Source organism: Streptomyces sp. NPDC085946, assembly GCF_044540485.1.
Lineage (GTDB): Bacteria > Actinomycetota > Actinomycetes > Streptomycetales > Streptomycetaceae > Streptomyces.
Genome location: NZ_JBITSF010000010.1, coordinates 164371 through 186642 on the forward strand (window position 1 = coordinate 164371; position 22272 = coordinate 186642).

Genomic DNA, 22272 nt, shown 5'->3' on the forward strand with positions numbered 1-22272 from the left:
CCTACTTCTCGTCGGCGATGCGGATGTCGAGGCTGAAGGCGTACACGCGGTCGCGCTTGGGGTCGTAGGAGTTGTACTGGTTGTGCAACTCCTTGTCGGCGGCCTCGCGCTCATCGAAGACGCCGTAGTGGTTGTGCTCCCGATCGTCGCCCTTGTCCCGCAGGTACTCGATCGCCTGGTCGCCAGCGGTCTCGGCGTTGTCGGCGATGACGTAAATGGTGCCGCTGATTCGGTCCGAGTGGACGATCGGCATGGTCAGCCCTCCTTCTTGTGGTAGATCCGCTTGTGCTTGGCGACGCTGGCTCGCGCTCCTCGGTAGCCGGGCTTGGTGGTGCACTCGTCGCACTCCACCCAGTCGGTCTTCTCGCTGTCTACCGCGTCGCCGGTGACCGAGTGGTGTGGGCCGTAGCCGTGGGCGTGGAGGAAGTGCGGGACGCTGCCCTCGTACTTGAGGGCGATGAGCGCGGACTCGGCGGTCTTGTCGTGGCCCTGGGCGAAGAACTTCCCAAGGCCGACCTCACGGCCGCAGCCGCACCAGCAGTTGCCGGTCGGCAGGAGACGGGGCTTGTCATTGCTTGGCATGCATTCAAGATAGCAAGTCAAGACTTGCAGTCAAGGCGCATAAGGGTGCGTCCACCGTAGGATCAACCTATGAGCGACTTCGACTTCCCCCCTGACCTGCTGGCGGCTGAGCGTGAGGCCTGGGCTGCGATCCAGGCCGGGACGCTCACCGTCGACCAGGCCGTCGCCGTGCAGGCCGGCATCACCGCCTACGCCGAAGCCGCAGGGCTCGACCGGTACAAGGTGGAGATGGCGCTCAAGCGGGCCGTCCGGCACGCGGAAGGCTAGGAAGTCGACTAGAAGGGAGGGGCCGCATGGTCCAGCAGCGTGACGCGCTCACCGAACTCGTGAAGTGCCACGTCGGCGAGGGCCGCCGCATGACCACGCGCGAGTTCGCTGCGGCTGCCGTAGACCCACAGACGGGCTGGTCTCCCAGTAAGAGCCTGGTCGGGAACATCATCGCCGGCATGAACTACAAGGTGACGCCACAGCTCGTCTCAGCCGTTTCCGCTGGCCTAGGCGTCAAGCGCCAGATCGTCGCAGTGGCGGCGCACTTCCAGGCGATTGGCTACACCGAACAGGAATTGCAGGCCGGGGCAGCGGCCGAACTCCTTCAGGTCATCGATGCCGAGCTGGCGCCTGCGGCCGACGCCTGACAGCAGTCCGCCCCGTCTGCGTGACCAGACGGGGCGGCTTCAGCACTGCGCCAGCATGGGCTGATAGATACGACCAGCCTACGAGGTGCCGCCGACAACGCCGGGTCACACGTATCGGCCGGGACCCCATTCCTGCGGCAACCCAGGGCACGGTCCGCCAGCCCACTGCGAGTGCGGGTGACGGCAGCGGGTGCAGCGCTGCACCCCGTCGCCCCCGTACTGGAAGTCGTGCTCATCATCGCGCGTCGACAGGCGGTAGGTGTCCACGACCGGGGTGAACGGGTCCGGCCGCTCCTCGCCCCGGCACTCCGGGCAGTCCACGAGCGCCCAGTTCCGTGACAGCTGCGTTCCCTCCACCGCCCCGCACTTGGGGTGCGTCTTGTCGCCACGGCTGGAGCAGTAGTGGGTGAGCCCGTCCATCGAGGCAGGGATCAGGCCCTGCGAGCGGGCCACCTCATCATGCAGCGCCGGATCGTAGGCAGGTAGCGAGTCCATGCAGGCCAGGATGGCAGAGGCTCACGACTCCTCCGGCCACTCCGTCAACGTCTCGCCGGTGTCCTCATCGATGAGGGTGACCTGCACGCCGGGCTTTCCCCAGTCGCCGACCCACTCCGTGAATTTCCCGCGGGCCGTCGCCTCCGATGCCCACCAGCCCTGTGCGACCGGGCGGCCGTCCGAGGAGAGGGTGAGGTGGTAGCGGTCGGGGTGCATGCCGCCACCTTACGGCGGGCAGCCGCATGACCTCCCGTGGGGAGCCGGGAGGTGCGGCGGGCCCTGCCGGCCGGCGATGACGGCAGGCCCCGGCGGGAGCCTCCACGGGGAGGCTGGGGATCCCGTGCACACCACCATGCACCACGATCCAGCCACGCGATAGATCAAGGCCGGAAACTTTCGCTGTCAGTGCCAGCAGGCATGATGCCCGCATGCAGAACTACGCCCTGATCTGGACCAGCCCCACCGGCACCCCGCGCGCATCCGCCGTCGCCTACGACAAGCCCTCCGCCGACGAGCGGATGGCTGAGCTTAAGGACGCCGGCTGCATGGACATCGAGATCGTCGAAGTGGCGCCCGGCGAGCTGCCGGCACCGCGGGGCTGACACGGCGCGGCCCGCCTCGACGGGGGATGCGAGGCGGGCCAAAGCCAGTGTGGCACGGGGGCAAGGCGGTAGGCGCCTACTTGTGCAGTTCGTTAGCTGCGTAGATGCCGGTGCCGAGCCACCACAGGAGCGAGTCCTTCTGCTCTTCCGTGATGTGGCCGACCTCGTAGTGGCCTCGGATGAAGTGGCTCATCACGGAGATTGCCACTCGCGCGCTCGTGGCCGTCTCCGGGTTACTCAGCGACTGGCCGGCCCTCATGAAGGCGATCTCCCAGCTCTCCGCCATCTCCCGCTTGATGCGCTCGTTGGGCTCCTCCCGGAAGAGGGGGACCACGTTGCCCAGGTCGTCGCCCATCAGCTTGCCTGCTTCATGGCCAGCGCTTCGTCGTGCGCGCGGAGCGCCTGAGAGATGGCGCCGATGCTGGGGTGCTTACCCTTGTTCGCGCCCTCGGCGATCCGGAGGTGGGGTTGGATCTGCCTGATGGTGAAGCCGCGGTCTCGGAGCGCAGCAGCCTGGACGGTGAGGGCTTCGGTCATGACGGGCTTGCGTCCGCCGACGCGACCACGCTTGCGTGCGGCCTCCAATCCGTCCTTGGTCTTCTTGACGATGTCGCGGCGTCGGTCTTCAGCGAGCGCGAGGGCCAGGTCGAGGATGAGCGATCGTTCCTTGTGCTCGCCGGCCGCGATGCCTTCCAGCACCTTGACGGCGATGCCGCGTTCGAAGAGGTCGTTGAGGACGATTAGCCCTTCGAGGAGGTTGCGGCCGAGGCGGTCGACTTCCTGGACGCAGAGCATGTCGCCGTCGCGTAGGTACTCGATGGCTGCCGTGAGCCCGGGACGTTCTTCGGCGGTGAGCTTGCCACTGATCTTCTCTTCGAAGACCTTGAGGCAGATCGGGTCGAGGGCGTCGTGCTGCCGCTGGACGTTCTGCTTGTCGGTGCTGACGCGGACGAGGCCGACTAGGGCCATCCACATCCCCTTTCGTTCATCAAACGTATCGGCGAACATCTTGAACACTACCAGGTTGATGAACAAGTTTCTGAACAACCCGACTTGCCGAACGGGGAGTTGAGCAAGGCCACCGTTCAGGTTCATGTTCCGACCGATTGATGAACAGGCCCCCGTCCTCCTCTCGGGTTCTGCCACACTCCCGCCATGACGACATGCACCACGCCCCGCTGCGGCCAGGACTACGACGAGACGGATGCCGAGGCCGTCAAGCACCACACCGAACCGGTGTGGTGCGCGAGGACGGCCCGGAAGTGCAACCGCTGCAACGGACGCTCAAGTTGCTACACATGCACTGGCTGCGAGTGCCGTTGCATGAGCCACTGACTCCGCCCACGACGAAGGGCCCCGATCCGGCGAGAGCGGGGCCCGCGATATGGCATGTTATCAAGAGGCGACCTGGTCAAGTGCGGCTCAGCCGTTGGCGATCCGGGTCCGTGCGCTACCGTGCCCGTCGCAACGCAAAGGAGAGGCGCATGACCGCAGACCCGAACTTCGGCCGGACCTGGGAGTACCGCTTCTACGACGAACGCGGGCTCATTACACTCGATCGTTTTCCGAAGGGAGTCGGCGTCAGCTACGGCGCTGACGCCGACGCCTGGAGCGCGGCCGAGATGTTCGAGCGCGAGTACGGAGTCACTGTGACCCGGATCGAGCGCGAGGAGCCGGCTACCGGCGAGTGGAAGAACGTACAGAAGCTGTAGCTGCGCACCAGAGCGCCCCGCCCCGTCGAAGCAGGGAGCGGGGCGCTGCCGCGCCCGCCAGACGGGCGGTACATAAGGGAACGTTATGCGCTACTCGCTCGTGGTCCGGTCGTGGCCGCAGGGCTTGGGGCGCGGCTTCTCCGAGCCGCGGCTGGCGCGTGCCGACTCGAAGAGGGCGCGGAGGTTCACCAGTTGTTCGGTGCTGAGCGGCGGGGCCTCCTTCACGGTGCGGCGGACACTCTCCACGACGGCCGGCCCGAGCAGGGCTTCGGCGCAGGTTCGGCAGAACGGTGCAGTCATGCCTTGTGAACGAGGGGCCAGCGCTACCGTCGTGGCATGACGACCGTCGTGCACCCGTCCACCGACTGGATCCGCTTCGACACCCCTCTGGGCGGCTGGCTGCAGCTGGATACTGAGGAGTGGTGGCAGCCGCAGCTGAGCGTGGACGCGGAGAAGGATCCTGTCGACGTCGGCCTGGAGGCCGCAGCCCACGCGATGCCGGCGCCGCTGGTGACCGTCGACCTGGTGCTGCCCCACTCTGACGCCGGCTTCTCCGCGGAGGCCGTCATCCGGCGGGTGCACGAGCTTCTTGCCCGCCAGTCGTACTGCGGGATCGAAGCGGCGGTTACCCTGCCGGGGCTCCCCTACAACCGGGTGCACCTGCCGCGGGTCCGTATCGTCGACCTGTCCGTGTCCCGGATCGTGACCGCCGACGGAAAGCCAGGTCTGCGGTTCGTCGAGGGGGAGGCGTGCGAGGTGGCTCCTGGTCGGCGGTGCATGCTGACGCAGGTGGGCTAGCCTCACAGCGAAGCGCCCCGCTCCCCCGCTGCTGCGGGAGGCGGGGCGCGGTCGTGTCCGGGTCAGGCAGTGGGCTGCTCCCACGGCCAGCTCGCATCGCGACCGGCTTCGAGGAGCGGGATCATGCGGAAGGCGTGGTCGGTGAGGCCGCCGAAGGTGTGGCGGCCGGTCTTCCCGGACGGCATGACGCCGGGCTTGTAGCCGGCCATGTTCCACATGTAGACCGGCGTCGCCTTCGGCACCAGGTCGTCGATCCGAGTCTCCCGCATCCCGCCGTGACCCCACATGTTCGACGGCAGCCAGCCCGGCCGCGTCTGCTCGTCGGTGACGATGACGATCCGGTCGTGAGCGAACCAGTGCGCCTTCACCGCGGCAGGGATGTCCGTGCCGTCGATCCGCCCGAACGCTTCGATGTGCCTGAGGACGCTGCCACCCTTCGCCACATCCAACTTCTTTGACCCGCCGCCGAACTCGACGAGCGTCGGCTTCTCCGCGCGCAGAGCGAGGGCGGAGCCGAAGACAGCGGCCTGCTCGGCGAGCGTGATGTCGCTGCTGTTCGGGGTGGAGAAGTGGTAGCCGGGGAACATTGACGGCGACCGGTCCACCAGGATCAGCGTGCTGCCCTTCAGTCGGGGCACGTTGGCGAGGGAGCGGCCGAGGGCCTGTTCGAGGGCGTGGGCCCAGCGCAGGGACGGGGCGTGCTTGTACGCCGCCCACCAGCGGAACGGGAGCATGCGGGACTTCGCGACCTGCTCCGGATCGGTGAAGCGGGCACAGATCTGGGCGGCGACCTCGTCGGAGACTCCGGCCTCGTCGAAGTTACGCAAGTTCCGGGCGAGCGCCATCAGCCCCATCGACGGGATGACCGCTTCCCACGCCTGCTTGTCCATCGGGCCCTGGAGCCAACCGGCCAGCGCCTCCCACGTCATCCCCGCGGCAGCCAGCCGCTCGGCTCCGCCCTCGGACGTGACGATCGAGCGCCGCTCCTCCAACGGCAACGCCATGAGCTCGCGGTGGGCGGTGAGCGTGCGGTTGGACGCGGGCGGCACGGCGTCGTTCGGGTTGTGCCGACGGTCGAGGGCGTACTGGAACACGTCGCCCTGCCACGGCTTGCCGGGGTCGGGGGCTGCGTGGACGAGGTTGAGGACGTCGCCGAAGCGGTAGCCCTTGGAGGCGGTGTCGTACTTGATGAGCGCCTTGCCGTTGTACAGCCGCTGGACGGCGTCGGCGATGCCGCGCTTCACCGGCTTCGGGAGGCGGCGGCCGTAACGGGACGTCCAGTAGCCGAGCATCTCCCCTGGCTCATCGGCGCGCTGGAGGACGGAGGCGATGATCTGCCGGTTCCAGCCGCCACCGAGGGCGTTCTCGGCTCGCACGTCTGGCGCGAGGTCGCCGGCAGCTGCTGCGTCGAGTCGGGCCTTGACGAACTCGGCGGCGCCGACGAGGGACGCGGTCCGCATGTTGCCTTCGCTGCGGAGCCAGCTGAGGAGGCCAGCGGTCCAGGCGGGGTCTTCGACGGCGAGTTGCCGGATGAGCTGGGTGTAGCGATCGTCGCGCTGGCCGCCCTTCTCGTAGAAGGTGTCCTGGCTGACGAAGTTGGAGACGGCGAGGAGGAAGAGTTCGCTCTTCGCGTCGCGGAGGTGGCCGGTGGCGCCCTCGTGGGTGCGGGTCTGCTCCCCGGTGGTGGTCACGGGCGAGTGGACGGCGGGGCGGACGCTGCGCTGGTTGAACCTGGCCATGGACGAAAAAGCCCCTCACGTGGAGGGGAGGTCCAGCAGTGGGGTGCCCGAGATCAAGTCGGTGACGGTACGTAGGTGCTCTACCGATTGAGCTACGGAAGCCGGAGCCTCCGACGGGCCTCGAACCCGCAACCACCCCATTAGCAGTGGAAGTAGCCGTCGCCTGCGCACCGGGCACCCCCGATGCTGTGCCTCCCGAGATCAAGTCGGCGTGCGGCGTTTTCACCAGAAGAAGTAGCCGCGGGCCTGCGCACCGGGAGGTGCATGAAGTTGTGCCTCCACTGTAAACGGCAAACCGTGTTGCTTGTCCAGCAAGTTGAGCAACACGCGGCACTCGTTTCGCTCTGTCACGACCCGGTCACAGCCGCCTACGACTTTCCCCGTGCGGTCTACGGTGATCCGACGCTCAACCACCTTGGGGGGACCCATGCGCGCACGCGCTACCGCGGCCACGGCCGCGCTGCTCCTGGCCACACTCACCGCATGCGGCGGCGGAGACGGCAGTGATGACGCGGCCAAGCCGGCGGAGACGTCGGCGCCCGCAGAGGCCGCGCCCAGCGAGGAGCCTTCGGTCGGCACGGTCGAGAAGGGTATGAAGCTCGGTGAGCCGGCCCGGACGACCGGTGATGGCGGGACGGGCGTCCTGGAGATCACCCCGGACACGATCGTTTTCACGAAGGAAGCAACCGGGGAGACCGCGGAGAACGGGGTGTTCGCTGTCGTCGTCATGAAGGACAAGGCGATGACCGCGGTCGCGGCCGACGAGCCCGCACCGATCACCGGTGGCGGGTGGAAGTGGATGGCCCCGGACGGGGAGATGATCGACTGGGGCAGCGGCAACTCGACGAACGTCACGCCCGGCAAGTACAGCAACGCGGATCCGGTCCAGCCTGGGGCGTGGCAGTGGCGGTCACAGGTCTTCGACCTGACGCCGGCCCAGGCGAAGGGCGGCACGCTGATCTACATCGACGGCGAGGAGAAGGCCCACCGCTGGGGGATGCCGTCCGAGGACAGCGGACCGAACGTAGCTGACGTGAAGAAGCAGCTTGAGTTCTGACACGACGAAGCGCCCCCGTCCCCCTGCCGGTTGGCAGGCGAACGGGGGCGTTGTCGTTCAGGCGGCATCGTCGGGCGTCCACCCGCCGGGCAGCCCGGGGTAGACCGGCTCCTGGAACGGCTGGATGGACGGCGCAGGGATCGGCTGGGGCTCTTCACGGCCGAGGCGGACCAGGGTGCCGACGTCGGCGGCCGTGTCGTCGCGGCGCGGCGGGCGCTCCGGAGCATCCGGCATAGGTCACACTCCAGTCCGGTAGTAGTCCTCGACATCCTGAGGCGGCGGTTGCGGCGTACCCCCCAGCCCTGTCACCTGGTCACGAAGTACAAGCGCCCAGCGGCTGATCGACCACAGGACGCCGCGGGTGCGGGCCTGCTCCTGCCGGAGCTCCCCGCATTCCTTCTCCAACCGATCAACGGAAGCTTGCAGCACGGACAAGTCGACCTGCCGTGCCGCCGGACCGGCGTTGATGCGGGCCGCGGTCCTCGTGCCTCTGTACGTCAGGAAGCCCATGGTGATCGTGCCGACCACGGTGATCCCCGCCCCGACCAGTCCCCAGATCCCGTTCATCCGGGTCTCCCCTCAACCGCCTGGCCGAGGTTCCGGGGTGATCCGGCATCAGGCGGGACTCGTGACGCGCACCAGATCACCCCACAGTGCGATGTGATGTACCAGCCGAACAGCCAGAGTCCGCGACCATAGTCGCCGATGATGCCTGCCCAGCCGTAGGAGAACGCCCAGACCGTGGGGGGAATGCTGGCGGCGACGAAGCCCCAGCCGTCGCGTCCGAACTTCAGCCAGGCGCAGGTGAAGGTGGCGGTTCCCGAGAGGATCCACACCCAGGCCCAGCAGTGCAGGGGTGCCCAGCGCAGCAGCATGTCGAGGCCCTGCGTGATGAAGGGCGGTTCGAAGATGAAGCTGGCGCCGAAGCAGATCTTGCCGAGCCCCATGAAGATGAGGAACGGTCCTCGGTTGCCGAGATGCCCGCTGAACCAGCGGGCTCCCCGGCGCACTTCTCAGACCGCCGTCGGGCCGGTCGGCGCCGACGGGTTGGTCGGCGTGACCTGCACGCGGGTCAGCAGCGTGAGCCCGGTGAGGACGACACCGTTGACGCCGCCGATGACCTCCTGGCTTACCTCGTAGCCGAACGTGGCCACCAGCACGGCGCCCGCGGCAACGATCGCGGTGAACGCCTGCGGAGCGATCGGCCGGGTCTTCGCTGCGGCGATCCCGCCGAGAACCGCGGTGACGAACGCGACGATGGCGCCGGCCATCTCTGCGGACAGCGGCGTGATGCCGAGGCTGACGATGAGGCCGAGGATCGCGGACAGCGTGTTCAGGGCCGCGACCGGTTCTCTGCCGATGATGCGCATGGTGTTCTCGATTCAGACGGGCTGCGCGAGCGATCGGCAGCCGATGACGGTTCCGCTGGAGTTGCGGACCTCGCGGTAGGGGACGAGTAGGTCGTTGCGCCGGTCCGCGAGCGCGAGGGCGACGACGAGGGAGACGATGTACTGGACGCCGTCGCGCTTCGGCGGAAGGTTCTGGGCGTGCCCAAACTCGACCAGCTCGAAGGTGATGCCGCCGCCGAGTTCGATCGTGGCGAGCCGCGCAGGTACGGGCTCGGGTTCGATAACCTCGCGCAAGTGCGGCTCCAGGTCGTCGATGCCGTCCTCCCGTTCGGCTGCGTACAGGCGGATCGGGTGGGGAGTGAGGTTGAGGATCACGCGACCACCTGGAACCCGTACTTGTCACCGAGGCGGGTGAGGCTCGTCTTGCCGGGGATGCCGTCGGCGTCGTCGCCGCGGTAGCCGAGCTTGCGCTGCCAGGCGGCGTAGGCGGCGATCGTGGTGGTGCCGTAGTGGCCATCCGAGTAGCGCTTCGAGAGGAGCCCGGCGTCGACCAGGGCGGCCTCAACGGTTCGGACGCCCGAGTACGTGACCGGCGTGCCGGCGGCGGCCGGGTTGGAGCGTGCCGCGGCGATGAGCCGGGACAGGTCGACAACCGGCTTGGTCGGCTTCGGCAGCGGGGCGGGCGTGGGCGGCTTCGGCGTGGACGGCGTCGTGCCGGCGAGCCGCTCGGCGACACGGCCGAGGATGTCTTCCCAGATGAACTGAGGGCCGCGCGGGTCGATCTTGCCGGGCTGCCAGTCGAGGTGCCGGAGCGCGGACCGGGCCGACCAGCCGTGGCGGCGGCAGATCGCCGTGATGACGCGGACGATCGCTTCGATCTGCTCGTCGGGCCACGGGTCCTTGCCGTCGCCCATGTTCTCGCACTCGAACCCGTAGAAGTGCCGGTTGCCGTCGACGGTGGCCTCGTTGTCGGCGGGCGGGGTGCGCTCGGCGATGACCGCGGCTAGCACGTCGGGGTCGCCGAGGCCGGCGTGGTTGGCGCGGCCGTAGCCGACGAGGTGGACCTTGCCATCCTTGGTGATGACGCCGTGGCACAGCGGCCCGGGCAGGTTGCTGTGCCCCTTGCGGCAGAGTTCGACGGTTGCGGCGCTGCCGCGGGTCACGGTGTGGTGGATCATCACGCCGCTGACCGGCCCCCATGGTCCCTTCGAGTTGCGGTTGTGGGTCTCCCAGGCGCCAACCTCGACGACGTCGAGGCCCTCGTCGCGGAGACAGTCCAGGAACGCTGCGGCGGACATCGGAGTCGCCATGCGGGCCCCCTTCTGAGCATGAAAAAAGCCCCAGAGATGGGGCGCGGGCGGGTTGGCGTGGGGGGTTAAAGGCTGACGGTGACGCCGTTGAAGCCGATCCACGGTGGCTTGACGCTGCTGGAGAAGCCGAAGACTTCGAGGTAGCCGTCGGTGCGGACGTCGAGCTTGAGGGCGATCCGATCCGAGTTGGTGTCGGAGCAAGGGATCAGGACGGTCCGCAGCGTCGACGGCCGCACCGCAGTCGGCAAGGCCGTGTTGTTGACGACGTAGCTCGATGCTGGGGACGTTGGGTAGGACGATCGGGCGAGCGCCCCGCGGAGCTGGAGGGATTCCTCGCCGCTGATGTTGAGCAACCTGTACTGGAAGGTCCCGTTGGAGTTGCCGTTCTGCGTCCACGGCGACTCGGGAGTGATCGTCTTCCAGGTGGACTGGCCGGTCGACACCGCGGTCCACGCGGCGCCGTCCCATACGTCGAGCCGGTTGACATCGTTCAGCCAGGTCAACATGCCCTCGACGGGGGCGTAGTCACCGGCGAGCGTGGATCCCCGCGCGGATGCGGACGCGAACCGCAGGACACCGCGGGGGATGACGCCGTCGGCGAGGGCCTTGATGGCGTCAGGAATGGACGGCGGGTCGGTGAGCTGCCACAGCTGGATGTTCTGGCCCCACTTGTCCTTCGTGGTCACTGGCCCTCCTAGATGGTGTAGCTGATCCCGTCGAGGGCCACCCACGACGGCAAGTTCGAGGACTGGAAGGTACGGAGCACGCCCGCGCTGGTGATCTCCAGGCGGCACACGGCCGGCATCACCGCGGCGTCCCTCGCGACAGCCCAGGCGACCGCGTTCGTGGGGCGGATCCCCGCGGGCAGGGTCGCCAGCGTGGCACCGTCGGCGATCGTCCCCGAGGTGGGGCCGATACGGCCGCGCATCCAGACCCGGCGGCCCTCCAGCAGATAGGAGGCGGTGTAACCGTGGCCGGGGTTCTGGTAGCCGGCCGCGAGGGTGAGCGTCGTCCAGCCCGGGCCGGCCGTGGTGGTGCGGCCCCAGGCGAGCCAGTTTCCGCTGCTGGACTGGGTAATGACGATGACGTCACCGACCGCAGGCAGCACGTAGGACTCCATGCAGCGGATGTCCTCGATGCCGTCGGCGTCAACGGTTCCGTCGCCGTTGTCTGCGGTGACGGTAGCGAGCCGCCAATCGGAACCGCGTACCGACGGGGCCCGCTCCCCCGTCCGCCGGGCCTGCTGTTTCAGCGCCCAGGCGAGGTCGCGGGTTGCGGCGTGGGAGGACTTCACGCGTCCTCCTTCGCGGAGATGGTGCTGATGGGGAAGTCGCCGCCCGCGTCGAGCGGAACGCTGAAGCTGGCGACCTGGTGGAGTTCGCGGGTGCCGTCCTCGTGCATGACGCGGATGACGTCGCCCGGCTCCAGCGCGGGATTGGGCAGGGAGCTGATGTCGCCAGATGCGTTCGGTGCCTTTGCCGAGGCGAGCTTCAGGTTCGCGGCCTGCGCGCACGCGTTGACCGTGGTCAGCGTGCTGGAGGAGTAGAACATGGGCCGCCGTCCGAACGGACCCGCCCAGCGGGTCGGCGAGTTGGGGTCGTCGTCGGTGGCGAGGTAGGACACGGGTGCGACGTTCTCCGCGGTGTTCTCGCCTCGGGCGAGGACGCCGTTGTAGACGCCATCGCTGCTCATGGCCCTGTTGCCGGAGATGTAGACGCCGCCCTCGGTAGCCTCGACCGCCCAGACCGGGGTGGCGGTCAACAGGTCGGGCAAGGTGGCGATGACGAAGGTCCCGTCCGCGTTGCAGTAGACCTCGGCGCCTGCCGCGGCGGCGATCTCCTGCGCGCCGGCCCACGGATCGGCTTCGACGTCGAAGACTCTGCTGCCGATGGGCTGGTCGGTGATCTGACTGATGACGTCGGCGTCGGGAATGCTGCGCTGGATCAACGCGGTGACGGCGCCGACGACTGTCCCGGTGGCCTTGTACGGCTGGGTGAACTTGTCGTCGGCGACGATCGCCTCCAGGCTCTTGCCCTGCAGGGTCACAGGGCCCTCGTTGACGTCGCCGTCAACGGAGTCCAGCCGGAACACGCCGAGCGGCACCAGTTCGCGGCTGCCGTCGCCGTACTCCACGCCGCGGCTGATCCGCAGCCGGGCGCCGTAGGTGGCGAGCTGGTCCGACGGGGTGCGCGGGATCAGCGACGGGTCAGCGCCGGTGACGGTGCAGGTACGGCGGATCGCCTGCCCCCGGTCCACCGACACTGATCCGCCCGTGTGCTCCAGGTCGACAACGTGGCCGTCGGTGAGGAAGAGCTGTACCTGCGTGGCCACCTGATGGGACTCGGCGAGCCGGGCCAGGAACCGGTCCGAGACGGGGTACATGGATCACCCCATTCGACGGTCGAGCAGCAGATCCTCACTGGTGGCGTACACGTCGAGGAGATCAGCGCAGGTGGCGAACTCGGTGACCACGTCCTGCCACGTCCTGCCGGCAGCGCCGTTCACCGCGGTGGTGACCGGCATGTCCTGCTCGATCAGCGGCAGCGTCCAGGAGCGCCACTCCTCCTGCGCGAGCGCACCGACCCGGGTCTCGGTGACCTGAGCGACGGACACGTACATATCGGAGACGCCCATCCCGGGCGCGGCCTGCCACAGCAGCGTGTTGCCGGAGTCGAGCAGCAGGTGCAGCGCCTCCCGTTCGGCGTCGGAGCGGGTCCAGATAGCGAGCTCGCCCTCCAGACCTTGCCGGCGCCCGGACAGGACGACCTTGTTACGACGCCCGCGGACCACGAAGGCGGCCTGCTCGATGGGGCGCTGCCAATCCGGCGCCTTGGCCACCACGACCTGCGTGTTTCTCTGTGGATTTCCGGGATCCTTCAGCCAGCCGAGGTTGATGTCCTCCAGCGTGACGGTGGCGTAGTCGCTGCTGCGGGTGCCGACGGTCATGGTGCCGGGCTGCCACTGCTCGATGTGGTAGCGGACCGGCACGTTGAGCGGGGCTTCGTGGTCCTCGACGACGAGGAGATCGGCGGTGATCGGCTGGTGGTCGATCAGCCCGGACGGGCCGCGGACCAGGGTGCGGGAGCCGTCCGGGAGCTCCCGGTACACGCTCAGCTCCCAGTCGACGGTGAGCTCCCGCAGCGTGAGCGTGATGTACCCGCTGTCGGAGTGGGCTTCGACCGCGGTGAGCGGCAGCACCTCCCACAGGGTGACCTGGTCGATGTGGATGATGCTGCTGCCGGCCGCCGCCGTGGCGATGATTTCGATTGCGGCCTGCGTCGCCCCGGCTGGGGCGATGGCGTCCGACGACATGGCGTACCAGGAGGTGCCCGGCAGGTTGTAGGCAGTGCCTGTGGATGCGCCGAGGTCGCTGTTGGCGGCGTCGTACCAGCGGACCCGCAGGGCGATGGTCGTCCAGGAGCCGGCCGCCGGGTGGGCGATGAGCTGGGATCGCCAGTTCACGCCCTCTGTGACAGGGGCCTTCACGGACCGGATGGTGGAGGCGGTGGCCGTCGAGGAGGAGATGGCCAGTGCGTAGGCGCCGTCGAATGCGGAGGCGCCCCACGGTGTGGTCTGGGCGATCGTCGCCACCCCTGAGACGACCGTCCACCCGGCGGTCCCCTGCTCGAAGCTGGAGTCCGCATACGGCAGCACGCTGCCGGCCTGCAGTTTCGGAGCCACGGCGATGACGACGGTCTCCAGGCGCAGCACCTGCCCGGCCGACGCCCCGTCCAGGCCTGCGGCCAGCGAGCACGTCGCGGCGTTGGCCGGCGCCACAGCGGAGACCCGCTGCCGGTACATGCCCGTCGCCGGGGTCGGCGGCGCCAGCGTCGACCGGGTGGCGGAGACCTGGTTGCCGTTGGCGTCGTAGAAGCGCAGCTCGATCCACGCCACCGAGGCCACCGTAGGCGGCTGCAGGTAGGCGTAGGCCAAGTACTCGGTGCCCGGGGTGACGGAGGGCCGGTCCACCGCCAGGATGCTGGCGTTGCCGCTGGCGACCGCGGTCATCGCCAAGGTGTGCCCGCCGGCCCAGTAGTTCGTGGCTGACCAGGACATCACCGGAACCTGCCGGGTGATCGTCGCGTTGACGACCGTCGTCCACCCGGAGGCATCGAGTTCGGTGGACTCCGTGTTGAACGGCAGCAGGTTCGACGGCGTCCTGACAGGCAGCCCGAGGTAGACGTTCTCCCAGTAGTGGGAGACGTTCGCCCCGGTCTCGGTGCTGCTGAGCAGCACCTGCGCTACCGCAGCCCCGGCCGGGGCCGTGCCCGCCACGGACACGCGATGCCAGGACGACGAGGCGGCCATCGTCACCAAAGACCAGGTGACGCTGATCTCCCAGCCCGCGCTGGAAAGCCAGCGGATCCCGATCCGCTCCGGAACCACGCCCGCAGCGTCCGCGAACGCGTAGTAGGTCGTGCCCGCGACGACGGGATACGCGGTGACGGTGCGGGCCTGCACCTCCCCCGCCGCCGTCGATTTGGTGACCAGGCAGCCGTCCCCGTTCCGGCCGCCCGTTCCCTTCAGCAGCGTGCAGTTGGTCTTCTGCACCCAGCCGCTGATCGACGGATCCATCGACTCCGTCGCCGAGGAGAGGAAGTTCCCGGGGATCGCCATGGGGACCTCCTCAGTTGGCGTTGAGTACCTGGATCAGCTCGCCCTGCGCTGTACGCACCTCAGCCCGGGCGATGTCCGTGATCTGCTGATCGCCGACGAACACGGACACCTGCAGGTCGCCCAGCTGCTGGCTGCCGCGGGCGAGCGCGTTGAACTGGGCGCCGGTGAGGACGGGCTCCGGGCGCCCGGTGCCGTTGTAGGCCAAGTTGAAGCCCGGCTGGAGCATGCCGCCGTTGTCGTACTTTCCAGGCTGGAAGCCGTACCAGGAGGTGAAGAGGCGGTCGTTGTAGCCGCGTGCCCGCCTTCCGACGACGACGCCGTCTCCGCCGCGGCTCTCGACGTTGGTCTTGCCGAGAGTGCCTGCGGTGTGGCCGACGCCTGCGTGGGTGATGCCGACGCGGAAGGCGCTGTTGCCGTTCTTCACCCAGCCGGGCGGGGTGCCGCCCTTGAAGGCATGGGTGCTCCACCGGCGGTGCGGCTTCTCACCCCGGATGACGGACTCGATCGCGCTCATGAAACCCGAGCAGTCCCACGACGGATTACCGTTGCCGCCCCACTGATACGGCTTGCCGTGCTGGGTCTTCGCCCAGTTCAGAGCGGCCTGGATACGAGGCCCGCCGATGCCGCCCGCGCCCCGCCTGTCAGCTTCCTTCGTGTAGCCGAACAGGGCGTCGATGATCCGCGTCGGGATTTTGCGGATCATCTTCCCGAAGCCGGTGTCCATGCCCGGGAAGGACTTCAGCAGCGGATCGACCACGGTCCGCACGCCGACCCGCGCCGACGCCTCCAAGGTGTCACTCAGCCACGACGCACTCTCCTTGATCTTGTTCCAGGCTGCGGAGCCCGCACCGACAGCGGACGAGGCCGCGGACTTGATCCACCCGAAGATGCCGCCGTCCGCGAACCGCTGCACCGGATAGACCCCTCCGCTGGCGTAGCGCAGCGAGGTGTCCGTCGACGTCCTCGGGTTGCCGGCAAAAGTAGGCGCCAAGGCCGCCTTAATGCCTTGCGCGCCATGCGAGCGGGCGATCGAGTTCATCGCGTTGATGAAACTGGGCCCCACAGCCCGGGTGAACTCGGGCCGCATGATGGCCTCGCCACCCGACAACTCCAGCGCCCCACCAGTTGGGGAGACGAAGCGGTGTACGTCCCGGCCCGGCGTGTATCCAGGCATGATGCCGCCCTTGGCGAACTTCACGACCGGCAACTTGTCCGCACCGAACGCCCCGGCCACGGTATTCCACACGCTACGGATGCCCGAGTTGTACACCACGTCGACCACGTATTGGACGGGTGCCTTGGCGTAGTCGCGGATCCGGTCCCAAGCCGACTTGATCCCCTTCGCGGCCTGGAGGAACGCGTCGATCATCCTGTCGCGCAGCGTCCGACCCCAGCCCGGCACGGTCTTCGTAAAGAAGTCCCGGATGGGATACAGCACCTGGGACTTGATGTTGCCCCAGACACCGACGACGCCTTCCGTGATGGACACCCACCAGCTGACGAACTTGTCCCGCAGCGTCCGCACCCAGCCAGGGACCGTCCTCGTGAAGAAGTCCCTGATGGGGTACAGCACCAACGTCTTGATGAGAAGCCAGCCGGCCTCAAAGATCCCCGGCAGCGTCTGGGTGAAGAACCGTGCGAACGGCCCAGCAAACCAATCTCGGACCGCCAGCGCGGCCGTCTGGATGGCGCTCCAGATGCCCTTGATCGCGTCACGGAACCACTCGCACTTCGTCCACAGCAGCGCAATGACGCCGACCACAGCCAAGACAGCAAGGAGGATCCAGCCCCACGGCCCGGCCATCATCAGGACGTTGTACGCGGCGATAGCTGCGTTCACCAACCACTGCACACCCGTCCAGATGAGCATCGCGATCCGCCAAGCAGTGACCGCAGCAACAATCCCGTAGATCGTCCGGACCAGCCACGGCGCATTGTCGGCGAGCCAGCCGATACCGTCCGCCACCGTCGCGACGGCTTCCAGCACGATGGACGTGATCGGCGCCATCGCTGAGGCGATGGAGATGGCCGCACCGGCGATCTGCCGCAGCGCCTCCCACAGCTTCGGAGCCATCTCCGAGCTGTAAGACAGGAACCGCTGGAAATCGGGGCTGCCCTTCAGGCTGGCACCCCAGTCGGCGAACCGGCCGGTGACGTCCTGCATCTTCTGCGAGATCGAATCCATGTGCGGCAGGAAGGCGCCGATCACGCCCGCCATGCCCTTGAACACGTTCCCGAACGCCACCCCGAGACCTGTGATGGCAGGCTTCACCGAGCCTTCGAGATCCTGCTTAAAGCCCTGCCAGAACGGCGTCTTCAGCTCCTGCGACGCCCGGTCCATCAGCCCCTGGATTGCCGACGCAGCCTCCAGCACGAACGGCGTCAGACCAGGAAGCGCCCGCCCCATCGCATTCAGAGCGCGGGTGAAAATCGGCATCACCGCGGGCTGCAGTGACTTCGACCAGGCAGAGAAAGCCGACCGCAGATCGAGGAACGCCTCGAAAGTCTCACGCGCCTCCGGCGTGAGCTTCGCCAGCTCCTGCCGGTACTTGGCCTGCGCCACGGCAGCCTGATCAACGCCCCCGGCCGCTGAAAGCGACGCGGAGGCTATCCCTCGCTGCGCGGACGCGATCGAGTCGGCCGCCGACTCCTGCGCAGCCACCAGCTGCTCCTGGGCGCGAGCAACCGACCGGGCACCGTCCTCCTGGGTGCGCGCCACATTCCGCTGCGCCTCAGCGACAGCCTGCTGCGCCTCCACCTGCTGGCGGGCAGCATCCTGACGCGCCCGCGTCAGCTCCCGCTGCTGCTCCTCAACCGCCTCGTCCGCCTGCCGCAACCGCTCCTGCGCATCGAGAACCGTCTTGGAACCCTCGACGCCGGCCTTGTCCGCGGCCTTCTTCTCCGAGGTCAGGGCCTTGGTCTCGGCCTGCGCCTCCTTCAGGCGCTGCACCGCCTGGTCGTAGGCCAGCTGGGCGCGCTGCTGCTCCATGAGCGTCGCCGTCGAACCCTTGGCCTGCACGGCACGGAGCCGCTCCTGCGCTTCCTGCACCGACAGCGCCGCATCCCGCTCGGACAACTGCGCGTTGACAAGACGAGTCTCCAGGTCAGCGAGCTCCTGCGCGGCCTCCCGTCGCGCCTGCGTCAGGTCCTGCTGCGCCTGCCGCGCGGACCGCTGGGCGTCCGCAAGAGATTCCTCAGCACTGCGCACCTGCTCGGCCGCCTGCCGCTGCCGGTCCGCGGCCTGCTGCACCGCGTCCGCAAGCTGCTCCTTGGCCCGCCGGTTCGCCTCCGATGCCGACCGCACCGCATCCGAAACGCCCTGCTCGGCCTGCGAGATCTGCCGGGCCGCGTTCCGGTGCGCCGTCGCCAGCGACTGCTGGGCGCCCGCCATCTGTAGAGACCGCTGGGCCGCCTGCGACGACGCCTGCCCGCCCTTCAGCGTGGCGTTGGTGGCAGCGTCCTGAGCAGCCTTCTGCGCCTGCATGATCTTGCCCATTTGGACAAAAGCAGGCACCGCGACCAAGGCGATCGAGCCGATACCAACAGCCGCCGCTGTAGCCGCCGCCGCGATCGCACCCAGTCCCGCGGCGACCACCGGCAATGCCGGAATGATCGCCGGGCCGAACGCGACCGCCGCCGTCGTCAGCAGGTTGAAATTCGCCGCCGCCGACCGGGTATCAACATCCACCCGCGCCGTCCGGCCATCCAGCCGGGACACCTGCGCGTTGAACGCCGCCAACTGCGCCGAAGCCGCAGCAGCATCCACCCGCACCTGAACGTCCGCATCACTTGCGGACAGCCGATCCAGGCGGGCCTGCAGCTGCTCCATCGCCGCCCGCGCCGTCGCCGCGTCCACATCGATACCGAGCCGAGCGTCCGACAAGGCGCGCATCCGGGCCTGAATGTCGGCCAGTTCGCGCTGTGCATCCGAGCTGTCCGCACGAAGTCGGATCTCCGGCAGTGTCGCCAACGCTGCCTGAAGCTGAGCCTTGAGTGAGCGGGCAAACGTCGACCCGGTCGACTGTCCCTGCCGCGCGGCCGGAGCCTGAGCCTGACGGCCGCCAGCCGTCACACCATCCCGGACCGCGTTCGCGATGCCCGCCGAGATGTACCGGCCCATCACCCGGCCGACTTCCTCGCCAACCTCGTTCGCGGCGGGCAGCACCGCACGCTGCATCTGCCGCGTGATACCGGTCGCGTTGGGCAGAACATCGACCTCAACGGAGCCGACGGAGATAGCAGGCACCAGGAGCCTCCTCCCAGCGCCCTTATGCGGCGCCCCCTTGCAGCAGCTCGAACAGGCGGTTCGCGCTGCCCTCGGTGAGCTGCGCCTTCTTCTTCCGTGGTCCCGCACCCGGCCGGCGCATCGGCTCCGGCGGATCTGGCCGCTTCGACTTCTTGTCGACGTTGACGGAGATCAGCACCCACTCCAGGCGGCGGATCGCATCCACCGCCGCAGCGAGCAACTGCTCCTGCTGCGACCAGCGGCCCTTCTCCGGCTCGCCCTTATCGGCCTGCTCGGCCAGTTGTATGGGCGTGAGCTCGTTCCGCAGGGCGGTCATGGTGTGCGACTCGGGCGGCAAATGCTCGATGAACACGCGTAGCCACCGCCACGACCGCCGACCGGTGAGGACGTCGGCGATGTCGTAGTGCCGGTCGATGAGATCGGCCTCTACCGCCTCCGGGTGCTTCCGCCAGATCGCGATCGTGGCCTGGACTTTCCCAGGGACTCTCCCGACCTGTTGCTCGCGTCCTCAACGAACGTCAGCCACTCCTCAAGCGTCGGGTCGACCTCCAGGTAGAAGTCGTAGTCCTCCGGGTGCAGAATCTTTTCCGCGAAGAAGTCGATCTGCCCCTGGTTCAGCGCACGCTGCCAGGAAGCGCGCCACGCCGACGGCGGGATGACCTGCACTTCCTCGCCGCACAGTTCCGCGGTGACGTAGTGTCCTTCAGCCTCGATCTCCTGCGCGTCGGCTGCGGTGACCTCCGGCTCGGCGGCCTCGACCACGTCGACCGGCTCGGCCGTCCGGCGCGCAGTGGCGGGCCGGGATGCTGCTCGTGCCGCAGTACGCGGCTTCCTGCTGGTGCTGCTCGTGTTGGCCACGGCGCGGGCTCCTCACTATCAAGGCGCGGGCAAGGAAGAAAGGTGGACGGGCCGGGCCCGCGCCGACAGGTTCTCGGCCCGCCCACCAGCTCAGGACCCCGTGTACGCCTCGGTCTCGGGCAGCCTGTCGAAGTGGTAGACGGTGTTGCCGGCCTCGTCGGGGTAGGCGGTGATCGTCCACTCGAAGCCGGCGACCTCCGCCTGCGCGTGCGTGACGTCGCTGCGTTCGGTGATCTCGCCCGCCGGGACGTAGAACCCGCGCTGGAAGTTGTCGCCGTCCAGGACGATGAACCACCAGGCACGGCGGTCCGGCACCGGAGACGCGGTCTCCGCGAACGTCGTCAGACCACCCGTCGGCGCCAGGTCCGCAACCGGGATGCGGTACTGCAGTGACTGCACCGTCGTCCGGCCCGTCTCCCACACCGTCAGCCCGAACGTCCGCAGCGAACTGGTGATGGTGGTGCGGATCGGCGCCGTGAACCCCCACGGGGTGAAGCTCTCGGAGTCTTCCTCGAAGCCCTGGACCAGGCCGTCGTCCGAGATGGCACCCAGCGGCGCCCACGGAGCCGCCGGCTGGATCGCCGGATCCCCCGGCGAAGACGTGCCCAGCGGCGCCGTCCATCCCCCTCCGTTCGCGCCGACCTCGAGCAGGTCCGCGGCGCGGGTGATGTTGACCATGATGTCTCCAGACATGCGAAAGCCCGCGCACGGGCGGGTCCTGATGGGGTCCGGCGCGGGCCCAAGAAGCCACGGTCAGGAGACCGGATGGCAGAAGATCTCGTAGGTCGCCCCGACACGGCGCAGGGCCGTGTTCTCGTAGGGGCGCACAGCGGGCAGTGTGACGGCGCCCGTCCGGCCGATGACCAGGGTGTCGCTGGACGAACCACGCAGTTCGCCGGTCACCCAGGCGTGCACCTCGCGGGCCAGCGTGATCGCATCCGCGCGGGTCGCCGCATAGACGTCGATGTCGACCAGCATCCTGGCCAGCCGGATGCCGTCATCGTCGCCGGCCGGGATCTGGGTGATCTGGATCGTCGGCAACTCCTCGAGGAGCCGGTTGTCGAGCTCGTCCCGCACCACAGCCTGCGGGAAGCGGACCGCGCCGCGGGTGATGAGCTCCAACTCGATGTCGACGAGAGCGGTCACTGGTTCCGCCCGCCCACCTGTGCCGCCCTCAACAGCACGTGGTGGGCGTGCACCCGCTCCGTGCCGTACTCCACCCAGCGGGCGTAATAGGCGGTATTGCGGACGTAGGCGACCGCGCGGTCCCGGCGCCGACCGCCTCGGGCGGTGCTGTCCGTCTCCCAGCTCGCCTTGTAGTGGCCAGGGTCGGGGCTGCTCTCGTCGACCGGGGACAGGCCGACCGCGACGCCCTTGATGACCTCGGCGCGGCGCAGCATCTCCGCTTCCATACCCGGCATTCGCAGCATCTGCCCGATGCCCTTGCGCTTCACCTTGAACCTGGCAGCCACAAGCCCTCCTCTCAGTCAGCCGGTGACACGGTCGGCAGCGAACTGGACCGGGCCGCGGGTGCCGGTGAACGGCGAGCAGCCCCAGTCGCCCGGCTCGCCCGTGATCTCGCAGACAACGCCGCGAATGCGAGCCCTGTCCGTGGTGCGCAGCGGCATCCGCGGGTGGCCGGCCGGGGCGTAGACGGTCCAGCCGACGATGACCGTGTCGCGCTCCTGCTGATCAGAGCCGCCCACCTGAGGCGACTGCTGCCGCGGCGTGACCACACACCCGTGCAGGTCGAATGACTCGTCCGGCCCCGGCAGTGGCTGCCCGCGCGGATCCCGGCCCGGGGAGGGACCGGTGCGGATGATCCGTACCGTCTCCCCAAACGGGTACGGGGCCGGCATCAGTACGGCCCCCAGCCCGGCTCGAACTCGTCGGCGAACCCGGCGTCATCGATGGGCCACGTCGGCGACGGGTCCGCCGTGGCCGGTGTCGGGTCCACCGTGAACGCCCCACCACGCCCTGCCAGGGACTTGAGCGCGGACTTGTCGCTCTTCGTCAGGTACAGGCCGCCAGAACCCTGAGGGCGCTGCACCGACATCGGGCCGATCGTCTCGTAAGAGACCTGCTGCGGGTTGACGTAGGCCCGGCCGGCGACCGACAGCACCACCGCCTCCGCGCCCTCCGGCAACGGCTTCACGATGGTCTGACACAAGCTGATCGCCGTAGTGATCAGCAGGTCGGCGCGCTCTCCGTCAATCTCCTGCAGGCCGAGGTAGAGGCCGAGCTGCTCCGCGGTCGGAGGGACGAATGCCAT

32 protein-coding genes are annotated in these 22272 nt (G+C 68.5%); 6 read left to right on the top strand and 26 right to left on the bottom strand.

The features are described 5' to 3' along the window. Position 1: 1 nt before the first annotated feature. A complete protein-coding gene (locus tag ACIF8T_RS21275) occupies positions 2 to 253 on the bottom strand; it encodes a hypothetical protein (RefSeq protein WP_400037245.1) in 252 nt (83 codons plus the stop codon). Positions 254 to 255: 2 nt separating this feature from the next. Next, a complete protein-coding gene (locus ACIF8T_RS21280; RefSeq protein WP_400037247.1) occupies positions 256 to 582 on the bottom strand; it encodes a hypothetical protein in 327 nt (108 codons plus the stop codon). A 69-nt stretch (positions 583 to 651) separates the two neighbouring features. Here ACIF8T_RS21280 and ACIF8T_RS21285 point away from each other — a divergent pair, with 69 nt between their 5' ends. Together ACIF8T_RS21285 and ACIF8T_RS21290 are read left to right on the top strand one after the other, a co-directional pair. Further along, positions 652 to 849, top strand: a complete 198-nt coding sequence (locus ACIF8T_RS21285) for a hypothetical protein (RefSeq protein WP_400037249.1) — start codon at positions 652 to 654, stop codon at positions 847 to 849. A gap of 26 nt (positions 850 to 875) precedes the next feature. Continuing rightward, a complete protein-coding gene (locus tag ACIF8T_RS21290; RefSeq protein WP_400037251.1) occupies positions 876 to 1217 on the top strand; it encodes a hypothetical protein in 342 nt (113 codons plus the stop codon). Positions 1218 to 1322: 105 nt separating this feature from the next. Here the strand turns inward: ACIF8T_RS21290 and ACIF8T_RS21295 are convergent, their stop codons facing one another. Together ACIF8T_RS21295 and ACIF8T_RS21300 are read right to left on the bottom strand one after the other, a co-directional pair. After that, the gene (locus ACIF8T_RS21295; RefSeq protein WP_400037253.1) at positions 1323 to 1712 is read right to left on the bottom strand and encodes a hypothetical protein; all 390 of its coding nucleotides are present in this window, start codon (positions 1710 to 1712) and stop codon (positions 1323 to 1325) included. A gap of 21 nt (positions 1713 to 1733) precedes the next feature. Then, on the bottom strand, positions 1734 to 1928 hold the full coding sequence (locus ACIF8T_RS21300; RefSeq protein WP_400037255.1) for a hypothetical protein: 195 nt from the start codon (positions 1926 to 1928) through the stop codon (positions 1734 to 1736). A gap of 212 nt (positions 1929 to 2140) precedes the next feature. Here ACIF8T_RS21300 and ACIF8T_RS21305 point away from each other — a divergent pair, with 212 nt between their 5' ends. Then, on the top strand, positions 2141 to 2314 hold the full coding sequence (locus tag ACIF8T_RS21305; RefSeq protein WP_400037257.1) for a hypothetical protein: 174 nt from the start codon (positions 2141 to 2143) through the stop codon (positions 2312 to 2314). Between the two features lie 76 nt (positions 2315 to 2390). On the opposite strand, the gene ACIF8T_RS21310 is transcribed toward ACIF8T_RS21305, so the two are convergent. Both ACIF8T_RS21310 and ACIF8T_RS21315 read right to left on the bottom strand, forming a co-directional pair. Next, complete coding sequence (locus tag ACIF8T_RS21310; RefSeq protein WP_400037259.1) at positions 2391 to 2648, bottom strand: hypothetical protein; 258 nt, start codon at positions 2646 to 2648, stop codon at positions 2391 to 2393. Positions 2649 to 2668: 20 nt separating this feature from the next. Next, positions 2669 to 3349, bottom strand: coding sequence for a recombinase family protein (locus ACIF8T_RS21315; protein ID WP_400037261.1), 681 nt, complete (start codon positions 3347 to 3349; stop codon positions 2669 to 2671). A 449-nt stretch (positions 3350 to 3798) separates the two neighbouring features. Here ACIF8T_RS21315 and ACIF8T_RS21320 point away from each other — a divergent pair, with 449 nt between their 5' ends. Beyond that, the gene (locus ACIF8T_RS21320; protein ID WP_400037263.1) at positions 3799 to 4026 is read left to right on the top strand and encodes a hypothetical protein; all 228 of its coding nucleotides are present in this window, start codon (positions 3799 to 3801) and stop codon (positions 4024 to 4026) included. Between the two features lie 90 nt (positions 4027 to 4116). On the opposite strand, the gene ACIF8T_RS21325 is transcribed toward ACIF8T_RS21320, so the two are convergent. Continuing rightward, the gene (locus tag ACIF8T_RS21325; RefSeq protein ID WP_400037264.1) at positions 4117 to 4326 is read right to left on the bottom strand and encodes a hypothetical protein; all 210 of its coding nucleotides are present in this window, start codon (positions 4324 to 4326) and stop codon (positions 4117 to 4119) included. Positions 4327 to 4362: 36 nt separating this feature from the next. On the opposite strand from ACIF8T_RS21325, the gene ACIF8T_RS21330 reads away from it, so the two are divergent. Then, complete coding sequence (locus ACIF8T_RS21330) at positions 4363 to 4824, top strand: hypothetical protein (protein WP_400037266.1); 462 nt, start codon at positions 4363 to 4365, stop codon at positions 4822 to 4824. Between the two features lie 62 nt (positions 4825 to 4886). On the opposite strand, the gene ACIF8T_RS21335 is transcribed toward ACIF8T_RS21330, so the two are convergent. Further along, the gene (locus ACIF8T_RS21335; protein ID WP_400037268.1) at positions 4887 to 6563 is read right to left on the bottom strand and encodes a TROVE domain-containing protein; all 1677 of its coding nucleotides are present in this window, start codon (positions 6561 to 6563) and stop codon (positions 4887 to 4889) included. A gap of 427 nt (positions 6564 to 6990) precedes the next feature. On the opposite strand from ACIF8T_RS21335, the gene ACIF8T_RS21340 reads away from it, so the two are divergent. Continuing rightward, complete coding sequence (locus tag ACIF8T_RS21340) at positions 6991 to 7620, top strand: hypothetical protein (RefSeq protein ID WP_400037270.1); 630 nt, start codon at positions 6991 to 6993, stop codon at positions 7618 to 7620. A gap of 57 nt (positions 7621 to 7677) precedes the next feature. On the opposite strand, the gene ACIF8T_RS21345 is transcribed toward ACIF8T_RS21340, so the two are convergent. From ACIF8T_RS21345 to ACIF8T_RS21430, 18 genes are all read right to left on the bottom strand, one after another. Further along, a complete protein-coding gene (locus ACIF8T_RS21345) occupies positions 7678 to 7854 on the bottom strand; it encodes a hypothetical protein (RefSeq protein WP_400037272.1) in 177 nt (58 codons plus the stop codon). Positions 7855 to 7857: 3 nt separating this feature from the next. Beyond that, positions 7858 to 8187 (bottom strand): hypothetical protein, encoded by a 330-nt coding sequence (locus tag ACIF8T_RS21350; protein WP_400037274.1) that lies wholly within the window; start codon positions 8185 to 8187, stop codon positions 7858 to 7860. Further along, positions 8184 to 8567: a hypothetical protein gene (locus ACIF8T_RS21355; RefSeq protein WP_400037275.1), complete on the bottom strand. Its 384-nt coding sequence runs from the start codon at positions 8565 to 8567 to the stop codon at positions 8184 to 8186. The genes ACIF8T_RS21350 and ACIF8T_RS21355 overlap by 4 nt, the downstream gene beginning before the upstream one ends. A gap of 66 nt (positions 8568 to 8633) precedes the next feature. After that, a complete protein-coding gene (locus ACIF8T_RS21360; RefSeq protein ID WP_400037277.1) occupies positions 8634 to 8990 on the bottom strand; it encodes a hypothetical protein in 357 nt (118 codons plus the stop codon). 12 nt (positions 8991 to 9002) lie between these two features. Beyond that, on the bottom strand, positions 9003 to 9344 hold the full coding sequence (locus ACIF8T_RS21365) for a hypothetical protein (RefSeq protein WP_400037278.1): 342 nt from the start codon (positions 9342 to 9344) through the stop codon (positions 9003 to 9005). Continuing rightward, positions 9341 to 10279 (bottom strand): N-acetylmuramoyl-L-alanine amidase, encoded by a 939-nt coding sequence (locus ACIF8T_RS21370; protein WP_400037280.1) that lies wholly within the window; start codon positions 10277 to 10279, stop codon positions 9341 to 9343. The genes ACIF8T_RS21365 and ACIF8T_RS21370 overlap by 4 nt, the downstream gene beginning before the upstream one ends. 65 nt (positions 10280 to 10344) lie before the next feature. Then, positions 10345 to 10965, bottom strand: a complete 621-nt coding sequence (locus ACIF8T_RS21375; protein WP_400037282.1) for a hypothetical protein — start codon at positions 10963 to 10965, stop codon at positions 10345 to 10347. 8 nt (positions 10966 to 10973) lie between these two features. Then, positions 10974 to 11573 (bottom strand): hypothetical protein, encoded by a 600-nt coding sequence (locus ACIF8T_RS21380; RefSeq protein ID WP_400037284.1) that lies wholly within the window; start codon positions 11571 to 11573, stop codon positions 10974 to 10976. Next, entirely contained in the window at positions 11570 to 12661 is a 1092-nt protein-coding gene (locus ACIF8T_RS21385; protein ID WP_400037285.1) for a DUF5047 domain-containing protein, read from the bottom strand. Before ACIF8T_RS21385 ends, ACIF8T_RS21380 begins: the two co-directional genes overlap by 4 nt. A gap of 3 nt (positions 12662 to 12664) precedes the next feature. Further along, positions 12665 to 14896: a hypothetical protein gene (locus ACIF8T_RS21390; RefSeq protein WP_400037287.1), complete on the bottom strand. Its 2232-nt coding sequence runs from the start codon at positions 14894 to 14896 to the stop codon at positions 12665 to 12667. Positions 14897 to 14906: 10 nt separating this feature from the next. Beyond that, positions 14907 to 19142, bottom strand: a complete 4236-nt coding sequence (locus tag ACIF8T_RS21395) for a hypothetical protein (protein ID WP_400037289.1) — start codon at positions 19140 to 19142, stop codon at positions 14907 to 14909. Between the two features lie 22 nt (positions 19143 to 19164). Next, positions 19165 to 19494 carry a hypothetical protein gene (locus ACIF8T_RS21400; protein ID WP_400037291.1) on the bottom strand — a complete coding sequence of 110 codons (330 nt, stop codon included), beginning with the start codon at positions 19492 to 19494 and terminating at the stop codon, positions 19165 to 19167. Positions 19495 to 19568: 74 nt separating this feature from the next. Then, complete coding sequence (locus ACIF8T_RS21405) at positions 19569 to 20000, bottom strand: hypothetical protein (protein ID WP_400037293.1); 432 nt, start codon at positions 19998 to 20000, stop codon at positions 19569 to 19571. 90 nt (positions 20001 to 20090) lie between these two features. Then, on the bottom strand, positions 20091 to 20678 hold the full coding sequence (locus ACIF8T_RS21410) for a phage tail protein (RefSeq protein WP_400037295.1): 588 nt from the start codon (positions 20676 to 20678) through the stop codon (positions 20091 to 20093). Positions 20679 to 20753: 75 nt separating this feature from the next. After that, positions 20754 to 21146 (bottom strand): hypothetical protein, encoded by a 393-nt coding sequence (locus tag ACIF8T_RS21415; protein WP_400037297.1) that lies wholly within the window; start codon positions 21144 to 21146, stop codon positions 20754 to 20756. After that, positions 21143 to 21472, bottom strand: a complete 330-nt coding sequence (locus ACIF8T_RS21420) for an HK97 gp10 family phage protein (RefSeq protein ID WP_400037299.1) — start codon at positions 21470 to 21472, stop codon at positions 21143 to 21145. The genes ACIF8T_RS21415 and ACIF8T_RS21420 overlap by 4 nt, the downstream gene beginning before the upstream one ends. 15 nt (positions 21473 to 21487) lie before the next feature. Beyond that, positions 21488 to 21706: a hypothetical protein gene (locus ACIF8T_RS21425; RefSeq protein WP_400037301.1), complete on the bottom strand. Its 219-nt coding sequence runs from the start codon at positions 21704 to 21706 to the stop codon at positions 21488 to 21490. 152 nt (positions 21707 to 21858) lie between these two features. Further along, positions 21859 to 22272, bottom strand: coding sequence for a hypothetical protein (locus ACIF8T_RS21430; RefSeq protein ID WP_400037303.1), 414 nt, complete (start codon positions 22270 to 22272; stop codon positions 21859 to 21861).